The sequence below is a fragment of the Variovorax boronicumulans genome (assembly GCF_040544675.1).
GTDB lineage: Bacteria > Pseudomonadota > Gammaproteobacteria > Burkholderiales > Burkholderiaceae_C > Variovorax > Variovorax boronicumulans_D.
The window spans coordinates 335,730-351,439 of the sequence record NZ_JBEPKK010000005.1 but is presented as its reverse complement, the minus strand read 5'-3'; the positions used below and the strand labels follow the sequence as shown (position 1 = coordinate 351,439).

15 protein-coding genes are annotated in these 15,710 nt (G+C 66.6%); 1 reads left to right on the top strand and 14 read right to left on the bottom strand.

Annotated features, from left to right (window positions below; translation table 11 throughout):
- Positions 1-388: 388 nt before the first annotated feature.
- Positions 389-4,228: an autotransporter outer membrane beta-barrel domain-containing protein gene (locus tag ABIC90_RS12300; protein ID WP_354354394.1), complete on the top strand. Its 3,840-nt coding sequence runs from the start codon at positions 389-391 to the stop codon at positions 4,226-4,228.
- Positions 4,229-4,340: 112 nt separating this feature from the next.
- Here ABIC90_RS12300 and ABIC90_RS12295 read toward each other — a convergent pair whose 3' ends face one another.
- The 14 genes from ABIC90_RS12295 to hpaR all read right to left on the bottom strand — a co-directional run bounded on the left by ABIC90_RS12295 (position 4,341) and on the right by hpaR (position 15,684).
- A complete protein-coding gene (locus ABIC90_RS12295; protein ID WP_354354393.1) occupies positions 4,341-5,318 on the bottom strand; it encodes a 2-dehydropantoate 2-reductase in 978 nt (325 codons plus the stop codon).
- Between the two features lie 13 nt (positions 5,319-5,331).
- Complete coding sequence (locus tag ABIC90_RS12290; RefSeq protein WP_354354392.1) at positions 5,332-6,129, bottom strand: class II aldolase/adducin family protein; 798 nt, start codon at positions 6,127-6,129, stop codon at positions 5,332-5,334.
- An 18-nt stretch (positions 6,130-6,147) separates the two neighbouring features.
- On the bottom strand, positions 6,148-7,137 hold the full coding sequence (locus ABIC90_RS12285; RefSeq protein WP_354354391.1) for a Bug family tripartite tricarboxylate transporter substrate binding protein: 990 nt from the start codon (positions 7,135-7,137) through the stop codon (positions 6,148-6,150).
- Between the two features lie 126 nt (positions 7,138-7,263).
- On the bottom strand, positions 7,264-7,731 hold the full coding sequence (locus ABIC90_RS12280; protein WP_354354390.1) for a nuclear transport factor 2 family protein: 468 nt from the start codon (positions 7,729-7,731) through the stop codon (positions 7,264-7,266).
- 37 nt (positions 7,732-7,768) lie between these two features.
- Entirely contained in the window at positions 7,769-8,590 is an 822-nt protein-coding gene (hpaI, locus tag ABIC90_RS12275; protein ID WP_354354389.1) for a 4-hydroxy-2-oxoheptanedioate aldolase, read from the bottom strand.
- 12 nt (positions 8,591-8,602) lie between these two features.
- A complete protein-coding gene (gene hpaH / locus ABIC90_RS12270) occupies positions 8,603-9,406 on the bottom strand; it encodes a 2-oxo-hept-4-ene-1,7-dioate hydratase (RefSeq protein WP_354354388.1) in 804 nt (267 codons plus the stop codon).
- 16 nt (positions 9,407-9,422) lie between these two features.
- Positions 9,423-9,830, bottom strand: coding sequence for a 5-carboxymethyl-2-hydroxymuconate Delta-isomerase (locus ABIC90_RS12265; protein ID WP_354354387.1), 408 nt, complete (start codon positions 9,828-9,830; stop codon positions 9,423-9,425).
- A 13-nt stretch (positions 9,831-9,843) separates the two neighbouring features.
- Complete coding sequence (locus tag ABIC90_RS12260) at positions 9,844-10,671, bottom strand: extradiol ring-cleavage dioxygenase (protein ID WP_354354386.1); 828 nt, start codon at positions 10,669-10,671, stop codon at positions 9,844-9,846.
- Positions 10,668-11,003, bottom strand: coding sequence for an aromatic ring-opening dioxygenase subunit LigA (locus ABIC90_RS12255; RefSeq protein WP_354354385.1), 336 nt, complete (start codon positions 11,001-11,003; stop codon positions 10,668-10,670). The genes ABIC90_RS12260 and ABIC90_RS12255 overlap by 4 nt, the downstream gene beginning before the upstream one ends.
- Before the next feature lie 339 nt (positions 11,004-11,342).
- On the bottom strand, positions 11,343-12,806 hold the full coding sequence (gene hpaE / locus ABIC90_RS12250) for a 5-carboxymethyl-2-hydroxymuconate semialdehyde dehydrogenase (protein ID WP_354354384.1): 1,464 nt from the start codon (positions 12,804-12,806) through the stop codon (positions 11,343-11,345).
- 16 nt (positions 12,807-12,822) lie between these two features.
- Positions 12,823-13,809, bottom strand: coding sequence for a Bug family tripartite tricarboxylate transporter substrate binding protein (locus tag ABIC90_RS12245; RefSeq protein WP_354354383.1), 987 nt, complete (start codon positions 13,807-13,809; stop codon positions 12,823-12,825).
- Between the two features lie 41 nt (positions 13,810-13,850).
- Complete coding sequence (locus ABIC90_RS12240; RefSeq protein ID WP_354354382.1) at positions 13,851-14,621, bottom strand: fumarylacetoacetate hydrolase family protein; 771 nt, start codon at positions 14,619-14,621, stop codon at positions 13,851-13,853.
- Complete coding sequence (locus tag ABIC90_RS12235; protein WP_354354381.1) at positions 14,618-15,253, bottom strand: fumarylacetoacetate hydrolase family protein; 636 nt, start codon at positions 15,251-15,253, stop codon at positions 14,618-14,620. The genes ABIC90_RS12240 and ABIC90_RS12235 overlap by 4 nt, the downstream gene beginning before the upstream one ends.
- On the bottom strand, positions 15,250-15,684 hold the full coding sequence (hpaR, locus tag ABIC90_RS12230) for a homoprotocatechuate degradation operon regulator HpaR (protein WP_013538719.1): 435 nt from the start codon (positions 15,682-15,684) through the stop codon (positions 15,250-15,252). The genes ABIC90_RS12235 and hpaR overlap by 4 nt, the downstream gene beginning before the upstream one ends.
- Positions 15,685-15,710: the final 26 nt, after the last annotated feature.

Genomic DNA, 15,710 nt, shown 5'->3' with positions numbered 1-15,710 from the left:
ACTGAGTTGCGATTGGACAAAGTTGTTGCATAAACTCGTGCGAGTTTCGGCAAACAACGAGAGTGCAAGGGGAAGGCTAAGTGCAAGCAGCACCTGGCAGGGCAACAAGCCCTGGCAAGACATCACATGGGTCGGCGGCCCCTCGCGCATCTGCCCCTCGATGCGCATCACCCTGATTTCCAAGACCCGCCTCGTCGCGGCTTGAGCCGTTGCGGCTGGCCCGCACACCACATCCAAGACTTCGTTTCCGCTTTCTCTGTCACGCGGGCCCATCGGTTTTTTCACTGCCGCTCGGCGAGCGGCTTTTCTGCAGCGTCGTCCAACTCAAAAAGGGAAATACACAATGAGAGTGCCACCGTTCCGAAAGAGCGCCTTCTGTTCATGCCTTGTGCTTCTGTCGATCGCGTGTGCAAGCGCGCAGGCAGCGGACGACCAGGACCCCGGCCAGACGGGGAATCCCGGCAGCTGGCGCACCGGTGAATTCAACGCCTCATGGGGACTCGGCGCGATGAAGGCCGAGTACGCGTACGCGGCCGGCTTCACGGGCAGGAACATCCGCATCGGCGTTCTCGATTCGGGTTTCTACGACAAGCATCCGGAGCTGCCGGCCAGCCGCTTCGTGCCGGTCGTGAGCAACGGGATCTCCGGCGTGCTGAACAACAAGAACGACACGCACGGAACGCGGGTCAGCGGCACCATCGGCGCCGCGCGCGACGGCAAGGGCATGCACGGGGTCGCGTTCAACGCGACCGTCTACGAGGCCAACACCAACGCAACGGACGGATTTCGTTTCGGTGTCTCCGACCCCGCGTTTCCAAGCTCCGACGCCAGGTACTTTGCCGCCGCCTACGACGCCCTGGCGGCCCAGGGCGTGCGACTCATCAGCAACAGCTGGGGCTCGCAGCCCGGCGCCGAGAAGTACGGCACCCTGAGCGATGTCGCCGATGCCTATAAACAGCACAAGCTGGCCAACAACGGCCAGGGCACCTGGCTGGAGGCGGCCATCAAGGTTTCCAGGAACGGCGTCATCAACAACTTCAGCGCCGGCAACACCGGCTTCGACAACGCCAGCATGCGTGGTGCATTGCCGTACTTCCACCCGGAGCTGGAAGGGCGCTGGATGACGACCACCGGCTACGCGCAGCAGCAAGGGCAGGTCTACAACAAATGCGGCGTTGCGAAATACTGGTGCGTTGCCGCCCCCACGGGAACCACGTCCACCAGCTTTGATGATGGACCTCCGGCGGCGTCCGATCCAAAGCCCAGCTACGACAACTTCAACGGGACGTCGGCAGCGGCGCCGCATGCATCGAGCGCCCTGGTGCTGATCATGGAGCGCTACCCCTACATGACGAACGAACAGGCGCTGACGGTGCTGTTCACCACGTCGCAGAACCTGGAAGTGGACCCAAGCAGGCCGATCATCAAGAGGGATCCTCTGGTGTTCAGTGACATCACACCGCTGAAGGTCAGCAGCAGCAAGGCTCCCAATGCGATCGTCGGCTGGGGCCTCGTCGATACTCAGAAAGCGATGAACGGTCCGGCACAGTTCCTGTGGGGTTCCAGTTCCAACTACCACCTGCCAGCGGGCACGGCCGACACCTGGCGCAACGACATCTCCGAGGACGCTCTCATCCAGCGCAAGGCCGAGGAATCAGCCGAGATCGCTGCATGGCCCGAGGCGAGGACCGGACTCCTGAAGCGGCTGCAGGCCGTTCCGGAGCCGGTGGCTCCCTCTGCCGAGCTTCTGGCGGGCATGGCCAAGGGGAAAAAGCTGCTCGAGGCTGCGCTCAACGCCAGAATCAGGGGCGTCTACACGCCGGCGAGGGTCGACGCGGCCTTGGCCGCTGTTCGCGCAGATCCGGCCGGTGCGCAACTTCTGGCGCACTACGAGGCTCTTCGTCCGAACTGGGCCGATTTTTACAGCACGCCCAACGACTTCAACGATTTCATTGCCGGGCGCAGCGATGACGCGCTGGCACAGGCAATCACCAATGCTTCGCGAGAGAACATCCTTGCAAGCAATGCAAGGATCGAAATTGAAATCGACGCTCGAGACATGCGCGTTGTCCATCTCCAGACCAAGACCGATGCCGACTATGTCGGCAGCCTCATCAAGTCCGGCGCCGGCAAGCTGACGCTGACCGGCAACAACAGCTATTCGGGCGGCACCGAAGTGCAGGGCGGCACGCTCGGAGCCGGCTCTTCGACCGCACTGGGCACCGGCACGCTCGCAATGTCCGACGCGACCACATTGCAGGCCGCAGCCGATGGCTTGGCACTGGCCAATGCCATCCGCATCAGCGGCATCGGCACCATCGACACCCAGGCCCACGGCCTGACGCTGTCGGGCGCCATCACCGACGGCGAGGCCCCCGGCGGCTTCGCCAAGCTGGGGACGGGCGCGCTGACCTTGTCGGGCGCCAACACCTATTCCGGTCCCACCGGCGTCATGAACGGCACGTTGCGCGCCGGTTCTGCCACGGGCTTTTCCACAAGAAGCGCGTTCTTCGTGGACACCCAGGGGCAACTCGACCTGGGCAACTTCGACCAGGCCATCGGCTCCCTGTCCGGCAGCGGCCATGTTTCGCTGGGAACGGCCACGCTGACCACCGGCGCGGACGACAGCACCACGATGTTCTCGGGGCAGATCGCAGGCAGCGGCGGCCTGGCCAAGACCGGCAGCGGCGTGTTCACGCTGTCGGGCTCCAACACCTACAGCGGCACCACCGCGGTCGCGGCCGGCACGCTTCAGGCCGGCGCCGTCAACACCTTCAGCGCCGCCAGCGCCATGACGGTGAACACGGGCGCCACACTGAACCTCGGGGGCCACGACCAGCGCATCGCCGGCATGAACCTCGCCGGCACGGTCTCCCTCGCAGGCGCCGGACCGGGCACCACATTGACCGTCACCGGCCCCTGGACCGGCAACGGCGGCCTGCTGAAGTTGGGTACCGTGAGCCCCACCGTCTCGGACCGCGTCCTGCTGAGCGGCGCCGCCGCAGTCGCCACCGGCACCACCACCGTGCAGTTCGGCGATGCGGTGGGGCTGGGGGCGCCCACTGCAGGCCATGGCGTGGAAGTGATCGGCACCGAAGGCGGTGCCAGCGTCCAGGGCGGTGCCTTCGTGCTGGCCGGCGGCCAGCTCACGGGCGGGGCCTACGAGTACCGCCTGAACAACATCGGCAGCGGCGCCTACCTGAGCTCGTCCACGCCGCAGGGACAGGCGTACTACCGCAGCGAAGTGCCGCAGTTCGCCGCATTGCCCGCGCAACTGCGCCAGGCCAGCCTGGCGATGCTGGGCAGCAGGCATCAGCGCGCGGGTGACGACGGCGCGAAGGCCGCGAGCGCCGTCTCGGCCGATGGCTTCGGCGACGGCGGCCGGCGCCGCGCATGGGGCCGGACCATCACCAGCAACCTCGACATCCGTCAGGGCGGCACCGTCAGTCCCGAGAGCCGTGGCCGGCTGGACGGCTTCCAGGCCGGCACCGATCTGCTGGGCATTTCGAGCTGGCGCGCCGGTGTCTATGTCGGCCAGCTCGATGGCGACATGCGCGTGAGCGGCTTCGCCCGCGGCATCCAGAACCTCAGCGTGGGAAGCAACAGCCTGCGCAATCAGTACCTGGGGGCCTATGGCACCTACACCGGCGAAGACGGGTTCTATGCCGACGCCGTGCTGCAGGCCGGACGCCATCGCTACGACCTCGTCAACCCGCTGACGCAATCCGGCAGCGGCGGCAGCGGCAAGGGCCGCAGCCTGCTGGCGTCGGTCGAAGTGGGACAGCCGTTTGCATTGGGCGGTGCGGGTGACTGGAAGATCGAGCCGCAGCTTCAGTTGATCCACCAGCGCTTGAAGCTGGACGATGTGGCCATCGCCGGCAACACGCTGGTGCGGCAACGCCCGGACAACGCATGGCTCGCTCGCGTGGGTGTGCGCATCAAGGGCGAGGTCGGTCTCGGCGCAGGGCGCCTGCAGCCGTATGCACGCTTCAACTTCTACCGTGCGTCCGGCGGCAACGATGTGAGCAGCTTCATCGCATCCGGCGGCCGTGCCGCGATCGCCTCGTCGACCGGTGGCGCATCGGCCGAGCTGGCCGCGGGCGCGACGCTGGTGCTGACGCCGACCTTCGCTCTGTACAGCGAACTCGGCAAGCTCTGGAGCACGGGCGGCGCTGCGCGCGTCAAGGCCTCGGTTCAGGCCGGCGTGGGGGCACGAATCCTCTGGTGAGCGTGAATGAAGAGGGGCCGGTGGTCCGCACGCCCGATGGCGGCGGGCCACCGGCCCTTTTTCGTTCAGCAGCAGCATTCGCACGGGCGCAGGCACCCGGCGTGCCGCTCAATCAGTACAAGCCGAGCTGCCGCGTCCTCAATCGCGCCAGTCCCAGCAGCGCATCGGTGAACGGCGTGGCCACGCCCGTCAGCTCGCCCAGCTCGCGCACCACCGTCACCAGCGCATCGAGTTCCACCGAGCGGCCGGCTTCCACGTCCTGCAGCATCGAGGTCTTGAATGCGCCCAGCTTCTTCGTCACTTCGTGCCGGTCTTCGGGGCTCTGCGTGATCTCGATGCCGATGCGGCGGCCGATCTCCTTGGCCTCCAGCATCACGGCCGAAATGAAGCCGCGCACGTAGTCGTCGCCCATGATCAGGTCGGTGGTGGCGCCGGTGAGCGCGCTGATCGGGTTCACCGTCATGTTGCCCCAGAGCTTGAACCACACGTCCTTCTGGATCTGCGGCGACAGCGTGGTGTCGATGCCCGCGCGGTTCAACAGCTCGACCAGTTTCTGCACGCGCGGCGTGGCCTCGCCCGAAGGCTCGCCCACGATCAGCCCGTTGCCGAAGTGATGCCGCACCACGCCCGGGCCGTCAAGCGAGCAGCTCGCATGCACCACGCACCCGATCACGTTGCGGGCCGGAATGGCCCGGGCAATCGCGCCCTCGGGGTCTACGGCCGCCAGCCGGTGCCCGGTGATCTCGCCGCCGAAACCGCCTTCCAGAAACCACCACGGCACGCCGTTCATTGCAACGAGCACGATGGTGTCGCGCCCCATCAGCGGCCCGATGCGTTCGGCCACCGCGGCCAGCGCGGGCGCCTTCACGGCGATCACCACCAGGTCCTGCACGCCGAGGGCTTCGGGGTCGGCCACCGCGTTGACAGGCACGCGCGTGCGCACGTCGCCGCGCATCAGCGAGAGGCCGTCCTGCTGCAGTGCTTCGAGCGTCGTGCCGCGCGCGACCACGTTGAGCCGTTCGCCGGCCTGCGCGAGGCCGGCACCGATCCAGCCGCCGATCGCGCCGGCGCCGTAAATGCAAATCTTCATGGGAGCGCGCGCCTCAGTTCTTGTAGCTCGGGTCGATGCGGTCGACCTGCCGCACCAGCGCGTTGAACACGTCCTGCCCGGCGCCGTGCGCGGGGCTGAACTGCAGCGCATCGCGCGTGCAGCGCTGCGCGATGTCCTCGCTCACCGGAATGGCCGCGCCCATCGAGAAGGTGGCCATCTGGATTTCGCAGGCGCGCTGCAGGGTCCACAGGATGGCGAAGGTCTGCGGCAGCGTCTGCCCCCAGGCCAGCAGGCCATGGTTGCGCAGGATCACCGCGTTGCGGTTGCCGATGCTCTGGAGCAGGCGCGGGCCCTCGTCGGCATGGATCGTGATGCCCTCGAAGTCGTGGTAGGCCACCATGCCGTGCAGCTGGGCGGTATAGAAATTGGTCTGCTGCAGGCCGCCCTGCAGGCAGGCCACGGCCACGCCGGCCGTGGTGTGGGTGTGCATCACGCAATGCGCGCCGGGCAGGCCGTCGTGGATGGCGGCATGCACGGTGAAGCCGGCCGGGTTCACCGGGTGCGGCGATCCGTCGAGCACCTTGCCGTGCAGGTCGATCTTCACGAGGTTGCTGGCCGTGACCTCGCTGTAGTGCAGGCCGAAGGGATTGATGAGGAACTGCTTCTCGCCACCGGTCACGCTGTCGGGCAGCCGCAGCGTGATGTGGTTGTAGATCATCTCGACCCAGCCCAGCATCGCGAAGATGCGATAGCAGGCCGCGAGCTCTTCGCGCGCGGCGCGCTCGTCGGGGTGGATCGAGGGATGGACCAGCGCCGAGGGCGCCGAGGTCGCGGTAGCGAGTGTGTTCATTGCAGTTCCTTCATATGTTCAACCTTCCGCTGTGAAGCCGACCTCTTTCACGATCGGCGCCCACTTGGCGGTGTCTTTCTTGAGCAGATCGGTCAGCTCCGCGGGCGTGGACGACATGGCGTCCAGTCCGAAGGTGCCCAGTCCGTCGATCACGTCCTTCTGTGCGAGCGTGTTCTTCATGGCGGTGTTCAGGCGCGCCACCAGCTCGGGCGATGCCTTGGCCGGCAGGAAGAAGGCGAACCATTCGCTGTGCGCCATGTCCTTGATGCCTTGTTCGCCGAAGGTCGGTACATCGGGCGCGAAGCGGTTGCGCTGGGCACCCGACACACCCAGGATGCGGACCTTGCCCGACTGCAGGTGCTGCGTGATGTCGCCGATGGGGCCCGACACCGCCGAGATGTTGCCGCCCAGCAGGTCCAGCATGGCCGGCTGCGTGCCGCGGTAGGCCGCGTGCTTGAGCTCGACGCCGCCCTTCTTGCCCAGCAGTGCGCCGATGAAGTGCGGCGTGGAACCCGCGGCCGGCGAGCCGAAGTTGGCGCCGGCCGGGTTGGCCTTGGCCCAGGCCAGGAACTCGGGCACGCTTTTCACGCTGGCCGGAACGGCCGGGCCGACCGCAAAGCCGAAGTCGAAGATGCAGCCGATGCTGACGGGGGTGAGGTCCACCATCGGGTCGTATGGCAGCTTCTTGTAGATGTGCGGGTAGATCGTGAGGATCGAAGTCGGCGTCTGCAGGATGGTGGTGCCGTCGGCGGGCCGGCCCTTGACGTAGCTGACCGCGATCTGGCCGCCCGCGCCGGTGCGGTTTTCCACCACCGCCGCCTTGGCGTACTCGGGGCTGAGCTTCTGCGCCACGCGGCGGCAGATGGTGTCGGACGTGCCGCCGGCCGCGAAGCCGGTGACGATGGTCGCGGTCTCGATGCCGGCCTGCGCAAAGGCCTGCTGGCCGATGCCGGCGAGCAGCGCCGAGGCGCCGGTGGTCTGGAGGATCTGGCGGCGTGTGAAGTTCATGAGGGTCTCTCTCCGGGGTGGTGGTTCGTGAGCGCGTATTTTTCCAGCAAGGCGCGGGGGAAGACCCCCGCGTTTACCTCACGTTTTGAGCGCTGCGACACGATTCTTTGTCCGGCGAGTTCGTCGTCAGAACATCCCGTTCTTGTTGGCGGCGGTCTCAGGCACCGGCTGGATCACATCCCAGTGCTCGACGATCTTGCCGTTCTCCAGCTTGAAGATGTCCACGATGGCGCTGCCGCGCGTGCCGGGTTCGCGTACCGCGTGGACATGCAGGATCACGTAGTCGCCGTCGACAAAGGAGCGCTTGATGTCGCCGCGCGACTTGGGAAACTTCTCGCGCAGGAAGCCGACGAACTTGCGAAAGCCCTCGGGGCCGTCGCCTGCCGTGGGGTTGTGCTGCACATAGCGGTTGCCCACGTACTGCAGGGCCGCATCGGCGTCCTTCTGGTTGAGGCCCTTTTCGTAGAAGGCGAGCACCGTCTGGCGGTTGGCCTCCTGCTGCGCCTGCGCAATGGGGGCCTTGCCCGGTTGGGCGCAGGCTGCGACGAAGAGGGTGGCGGTTGCTGCCATGGCTGTCAGGGTCATGCGTTGCATCTGGGGCTCCGGGAGTGAAGAAGAGGGTGCAAGAGGATCAGTAGCCGTTGGGCGTCACCGCGCTCGCGGCGTTCTTGTATTTGGCCGCCAGCTGCTTCGCCGCGGCCGTGAGCACGATGGTGTCTACCCCCACGGCCACGAACAGCGCGCCGGCCGCGAGCCACTTGCGCGCCTGCTCCTCGGTGGTCGAGAGAATGCCCGGCGCCTTGCCGGCCTTGAGGATGCGCGCGATGGCGTCGGCGATCACCGCCTGCACCTCGGGATGGTTGGGCTGGCCCACGAAGCCCATCGACGCCGACAGGTCGGCCGGCCCGATGAACACGCCGTCCACGCCCGGCGTGGCGGCGATCGCGTCCAGGTTCTTCATCGCCTCGACCGTCTCCGCTTGCACCAGCAGGCAGGTCTGCGCATTGGCTTCGAGCAGGTAGTCGGGGTAGGCCTGCCAGCGCGAGGCGCGCGCCAGCGCACTGCCCATGCCGCGAATGCCCTCGGGCGGATAGCGCATGCCCTGCACCAGCCGCGCGGCCTGCTCGGCGGTGTCGACCATGGGCACCAGCAGCGTCTGCGCGCCGATGTCCAGGTACTGCTTGATCAGCGTGGTGTCGCCCGTCGGGATGCGCACGACGGGGTGCGAGCGCTCCGATTCGGGCTGTGCCGACCACGTGCTGGAGATGCCCTGCAGCTGCCCGAGCACCGAGCGCACATCGTTGGGCGCGTGTTCGCCGTCGACCAGCAGCCAGTCGTAGCCGCAACCCGCGAGGATCTCGGCGACGTAGCCGTCGGCGAGGCCGACCCAGAGGCCGATTTTTTGCTGGCCGGCCTGCATGGCCTGCTTGAAGGTGTTGATGGGGGTGTGCATGAAGGTGTTCTTTCAGACAAGACGAAAAGAGATGGCGCCGAGCGGGCCGTAGTCGGCGTGGAAGGTGTCGCCCGGCAGCGCGGTGGTCGGGCGCGTGAAGGAGCCGCTCAGCACCACTTCGCCGGCTTCGAGGCATTCGTCCCACGGCGCGAGCTTGTTCGCGAGCCACGCCACGCCGGTGGCCGGATGGTTGAGCACGCCCGCGGCCACGCCCGTCTCTTCGATCACGCCGTTCTTGTAGAGCAGGGCGCTCACCCAGCGCAGGTCAACTGCATCGGGCTTCACCGGCCGGCCGCCCATCACGATGCCTGCATTGGCCGCGTTGTCGGAGATGGTGTCGAACACCTTGCGCGGCGCCTTGGTGTGGCGGTCGAACTGCTCGATGCGCGCATCGATGATCTCGATGGCGGGCACCACGTAGTCGGTGGCGGCCAGCACGTCGAAGATCGTCACGTTCGGCCCCTGCAGCTTCTTGCCGAGGATGAAGGCCAGCTCCACCTCGATGCGTGGCGCGATGAAGCGCGTGAAGGGAATGTCGCCGCCCTGCTCGAAGAACATGTCGTCCAGCAGCGTGCCGTAGTCGGGCTCGTCGATCTGGCTGGACTGCTGCATCGCGCGCGAGGTGAGGCCGATCTTGTGGCCCTTCACCGTGCGGCCTTCGGCGATCTTCATCTTCACCCACTCGCGCGAGATGGCGTAGCCGTCCTCCACGGTCATCTCGGGAAAGCGCTTGGAGAAGTGTTCGACCTGCACGCGCGATTTCTCGCTCTCGTGCAGTTCCGCGGCCAGCTGGGCAATGACGGATGGTGAAAGCATGGCGGCTCGTTTTTTCTTATGGCTTGTTGAACAGGGGATGCAGGTTGCTGTGCTTGCCGTCGTACACCTGCCCCGGGCTTTCGTCGATCTGCAGCGTGATGCCGATGTGGCGCTGGTCAAAGATCGGCGCGAAATGCGTGCGCACGTCGGCCAGCAGTTCGTCGCCGGCCTTTTTCTTCACGGCCTCGGAGCGGCCCGCGGCCATGCGGAGGTTGAGGTACACGAAGGCGTAGTCGGCCTTGCCGTCAGCCACCGCATGGTGCGCAGCGGGGTAGGCCAGCACGCGCGTGCCGCCGATGGGGAACACCGGCTTGCCGGTTTCGTCGCGCTGCGCGAGCATGGTGTCGGCGAGCGTGCGACACAGCGCCGACATGTCGGTCTCGGCCTCGATATTCGGCGTGTACAGGATCACCAGGTGCGGCATGTGCGTTTCCAGTTCATTCGATGGACATCGTCGCCGCGGTGCATGTCACCGCGAAGATCGGGATGGCCTTCATGTGGAAGATCTCGCCCTTGCCGCGCGCGGCCGCGGCTACGCTCAGGAATGTGCGGATCTCGAAGCCGCCCTGGCCCGCTTCGCGGTAGGTGGCGTCGTCGCCGTAGTCGTCCTGCGAGAGCAGCGCTTCGCGGTCGTTGGCGCACCAGCGGCGCATGAACTCGGCGTCCCACTCGGCATTCACCTTGCCCGAATCGGGCGTGGCCGGCCAGTGCGAGATGCCGCCCGTGCCCACCAGCGCAATGCGCTCGGGCGCCTTGTCGCAAGCGCGGCGCAAGGCTTCGCCGAAGGCCCAGGCACGGTGCAGCGGCGTGAGCGGCGGGCCCTGGCAGTTGATGTTCACGGGGATCACCTTGGTGTCGAAGTTCGGCGTGAGAAAGTGCAGCGGCACCATGATGCCGTGGTCGAACTTCCATTCTTCCGCATAGGCCACGTCCACCGTCTGCATCACTTCGCGGATCAGGCGCTGCGAGAGCGCGGCGTCGCCGGGGATGGTGTGCTTCTCGATGCCGAGCCACTTCGGGTCCTCGATCGGGCCTTCGTAGCTGTCGGCCATGCCGATGGCGTAGGCCGGCATGTTGTTCATGAAGAAGTTGGCGAAGTGCTCGGCGGCGATGACGATCACCGCGTCGGGTTTCGTCGCGCGCATCGCCTCGCCGAAGCGATGGAACTGCGCGTGGAACTCGTCCTTGACCGCCGGGTCGGCGAGGTGCGCGCGGCCGGTGATGCCGGGGGCGTGGCTGCACACGCCTGCGAATACGAGACTCATACGCCTGCCACTTTCTCGTCGGTTCCGGTTGTCATTGCATAGATGCCTGCGCGCACGGGGCCGTATTTGCGCACGCCTTCTCGCATTGCTTCGAGATAGTCGGCCCATGCGATGCCGAGCAGCGGCGCAAAGTGCATCAGCAACTGACCGTTGCAGCCGAGCACGTAGAGCTTGCCGATGTCGCCGGTGGCGATGGCTTCGCGCTCTTCGTCGTTGAAGTCATACGCGCCCAGCAGTGCCGTGCGCGCGTCGCCGCCTTCGGCATAGCGGCGCTGCACCTCGGGATCGCGGTTGAGCGCGAACAGGAATTTCTGCATGGCGTAGAGGCTCATGTCGATGCGCTGTCGCGTTGTTGTTGCCGTAGCGCGTTCGGGGCGAGTGACGAGAACATCGGGTGCTCCCCTCCGCGAATGTCCCCCGGCTTCGCCTCCTCCTTGATTTCGCTGCGGGGAGCACCCGATGCTCTCGTCACAGGGCACGCTGCCGGTGCATTGACGATCAACGACCGCCCTGAATAACGCTCGCGTCGATGGGGTGCTCTGCGCAGCGAAATAAAGGAGGAGGCCGCAGGCCGGGGGACATTCGCGGAGCAGAGTACCCCGTCGGCGCGAGCGCGCCCTGAACAGCGCGCCCACCGCACGGCATTCAGAAACCAGAGGCCCGTCTTCATCTCAAACGCCCCAGTGCGGAATGTGGTGCGAGCCCATCGACACCGCGATGTTCTTCGGTTCGCAGAACACTTCGTAGCTCCAGGTGCCGCCTTCGCGGCCCGTGCCCGAGGCTTTGGTGCCGCCGAAGGGCTGGCGCAGGTCACGCACGTTCTGGCTGTTGACGAAGCACATGCCGGCTTCCACTGCGGCAGCCACGCGATGGGCCTTGCCGATGTTCTCGGTCCACACGTAGCTGCTGAGGCCGTAGGCGATGTCGTTGGCCAGGCGGATCGCGTCGGCCTCGTCCTTGAACGGGATCAGGCAGGCGACCGGACCGAAGATTTCTTCCTGCGCGATCTTCATGCGGTTGTCGACGTCGGCGAAGACGGTGGGCATCACGTAGTTGCCCTTCTTGACGCGATCCGGCAGCATCGATGGTGCATCGAGGCCGCCGCACAAGAGGGTCGCGCCCTCTTTCGGGCCGAGCTCGATGTAGCTGCGCACCTTGGCCAGGTGGGCCTGCGAGATCATCGGGCCGACGATGGTCTTCCCGTCGAGCGGGTCGCCCACGGTGATGCGCTTCGCACGCTCGGCGAACTTCGCGGCGAAATCCGCGTAGATCGACTGCTGCACCAGGATGCGCGAGCCGGCCGTGCAGCGCTCGCCGTTGTTGCTGAAGATCATGAACACGGCCGCGTCGAGCGCGCGGTCGAGGTCGGCGTCTTCGAAGATCACGAAGGGGCTCTTGCCGCCAAGTTCCATGCTGAACTTCTTGAGGCCCGCGCTCTTCACGATGCGGTTGCCGGTGGCGGTGGAGCCGGTGAATGAAATGGCGCGCACGTCGGGGTGCGCCACCAGTGGCTCGCCGGCTTCCTTGCCGTAGCCGTGCACCAGATTCAGCACGCCGGGCGGAATGCCGGCTTCGAGCGCCAGTTCGCCCAGGCGCGCGGCGGTGAGCGGCGAGAGCTCGCTCATCTTCAGCACCGCGGTGTTGCCGAAGGCGAGGCAGGGCGCGACCTTCCAGGTGGCGGTCATGAAGGGCACGTTCCACGGGCTGATGAGCGCGCACACGCCCACCGGATGGAACAGCGTGTAGTTCAGGTGCGTGGGCGTGGGGTAGGTGTGGCCGTCCACGCGCGTGCACATCTCGGCAAAGTAATAGAAGTTGTCGGCCGCGCGCGGAATCAGCTGCTTGCCGGTCTGTGCGATGACCTGGCCGCAGTCGTTGGTTTCGGTCTGAGCGATCTCGGGCACGTGCGCGGCGATGAGGTCGCCGAGCTTGCGGATGAGCTTGGCGCGTTCCGGCGCGGGCATGCCGGCCCACTTCGGAAAGGCTTCCTTGGCGGCGGCCACGGCCGCGTTCACCTCGGCCTCGCCGCCCGAGGCGACCTCGGCCAGCACCTCCTGCGTGGCGGGGTTGACGGTTTCGAAGCAGGCCGTGCCGGTGACGGACTTGCCGCCGATGAGGTGGTTGATCTGTTGCATGGAGGGTGTGTCCGGTTCAATCGAGCTTGATGTCGCGCGCCTTGATCAAGGCCTGCCATTTCTTGCGCTCCGCATCGGCGTAGCGCGTCATTTCAGTGGCGTCGGCGGGGCGTGCCTCCCAGCCGGCGTCATAGAGCTTCTGCTTCACGCCGGCATCGCCCATGGCCTTCTGCAGCTCGGTGCCGAGCCTGGCCTGCACTTCCTTCGGCGTGGCCGCGGGTGTCACCATGCCTTGCCAGGTGTAGGCCTCGACGTTGGCGTAGCCCAGTTCCTTGGCGGTGGGCACGTTGGGCAGTTGCGGAATGCGCTCGGCCGACATCGCCAGCAGCGGCACGACCTTGCCGGCCTTCACGGCGCTCACGCCGCTGGGCAGGTCGAGCATCATCAGCGGCACCTGTCCGCCCATGAGGTCCTGCAATGCGGGCGCGCCGCCCTTGTAGGGCACATGCAGCATCGACACGCCGGCTTCGCGCTGGAACAGCTCCATCGCCAGGTGATGCGGGCTGCCGGTGCCGGGCGTCGCGATGCTGAACTTGCCGGGCGATGCCTTCAGCGCGGTGATGAGCGCCTTCGCGTCGGCCACTCCGGCGTTGGGCGCGGCGGTGATGACGAGCGGCGAGCGGCCCATCATGCCGACGAGCGCGAAGTCTTTCTCGGCGTCGTAGGGCAGCTTCTTGTAGAGCGCGGGGTTGTAGACCAGCACGCCGTTGTCGGCCGAGAACACGGTGTAGCCGTCGCCCGGCGAGCGCGCGACGTTCTCCGACGCGATGATCGCGCCCGCGCCCGGCTTGTTGTCGACCAGCACCGGCTGGCCGATCTGCTGCGAGACCTGCGCGCCGACCGTGCGCGCGAGAAAGTCGGTGCCGCCGCCGGCCGGATAGCCCACCACCCAGCGCACGGGCTTGGTGGGGTAGGTGGCCGTCTGCGCCGGCGCATCGAGCGCGAGCATCGAGGCGGTGAGTGCCACGAGGGCGGCGGCGAGTGTTTTCTTTCTGGCGTTCATGGCGTTTGTCTCCGCTGGTTTTGTAGGTGTGACAGAAAAAATCAGGACGCGTCGATCGTGTTGACCAGCGCGCCGATGTGCTCGATCTCGGTGACGATCACGTCGCCCGGCTTGCAATCGACCACGCCGTCGGGCGTGCCCGTGAGGATCAGGTCGCCGGGCGAGAGCGTCATGAAGCGGCTGAAGTATTCGATGAGGAAGGGCGCATCGAAGATCATGTCGCGCGTGTTGCCTTGCTGCGTGACGGTGCCGTTCACGGTGGTGCGCAGCGCGAGTGCCATGGGGTCGGGAACGTCGGCCGCATCGACGAACCAGGGGCCCAGCGGCGTGCAGGTGTCGCGGTTCTTCACGCGCAGGTTGGGGCGGTACCAGTTCTCCAGGTAGTCGCGGATCGCGTAGTCGTTGGCCACCGTGTAGCCGCCGATGAAGTCGTAGGCGTCGTCACGCTTCACGTTCTTCGCGGTCTTGCCGACCACGATGGCGAGCTCGCATTCGTAGTGCATGAACTGCACGCCGGCCGGGCGATGCGTGTGCTGGCGGTGGCCGATCAAAGTGCTCTGGCCCTTGACGAACACCAGCGGTTCTTCGGGCGCCTTGAATTCGAGTTCCTTCGCGTGGTCCGCATAGTTGAGGCCGAGCGCGAGGATGGTGCGCGGCCGCGCGGTGGGTGCGAGCGGCGGCAGCCAGACGAGCTGCTCCTGCGGCACGACGCGGCCATCTTCGAGGCGCACGGCGGCGTCGGGCTGGCCGTTGAATTCGTGGGCGATGCCGGTGTGTTCGCGGCCTTCGAAAATGACGCGTGCGTGCTTCATGCGACTGCCTCCTGCACCAGCGTGTTGATCAGAGTCTCGAAGCCCTGGGCGGAGATCTCGACGCGGTCGCCCGCGCGTGCCAGCGGTCGGCCTGCGTCGCAGCCCAGCATCAGCACATCGCCGTGCGCGAGCGTCATGAAGTCGCCGACGTCGGCCAAAAGTTGCTGCGCCGGACGCACAAGCTGCGAGAAGTCGAGCGACTGCTTCAGTTCGTCGTTGATACGCACCTCGACGCGGAAGTCCGCGGGGTCGGCCACGTCCTGTGCATCGCGCAGCGCCGGACCGATGCCCAGGAAGCCATCGACGCACTTGAACTTGACTGGCGGGCGAAAGTAGCTCGCGTGCGGAATCGAGAGGTCGTTCATCAGCACGAAGCCTTCGACATCGCCTTCGGCACCGATCACCATGCCGATGCTCGCGCCGACCTCCACTTCGGGCACCGACGAAGGCACCGCGATGGCGCTGCCGTGCGGGCTCCAGGTGTTGGCGGTCTTCACATAAAGCACCGGCGCTTTCGGCGGCGCCTTGTAGGGCGGCTCGGTCATCTGCGGCGCGAGCGCCTCGACCTCCGCGCGGAAGTTCAGCAGCGTGCCGTACACCGTGCCGGTCGGAAGGAAATGCGCGGTGCTCATGAGGGCTGCTCCAGTGCGATCAGTTCGTCGAGCAGTCCGTAGAGCTGCGTGAGCTTGGCCTTGCCGAGCGACTTCTCCATCCAGTCGTAGTGGGCCTCGATGCTGGTGCCCAGGCGCTTGACCAGCTTCATGCCGTGCGGCGTGGCCTCGACCACGGTGCGGCGCTGGTCGGCGGGGTCGCGTGCACGGGTGATTAGGTTGTCGCGCTCCATGCGCGCGAGCACGCCGGTGAGGCTGGGGCCGAGGATGAAGGCCTCGCGCGCCACGCGCCCGGTGTCGACCGCGCCGTGCTCGCCGAGCACGCGCAGCACGCGCCATTGCTGGTCGGACAGCGCGTGCTCGCGCAGGCTGGGCCGCGTGTGGGCCATCACGGCTTCGCGGGCCTGCAGCAGCAGGCGCGGCAAATTGCGGTGGGTGAACGTGGTGCTCAAGAACGGTTCCTCGTCGAATTACTTAA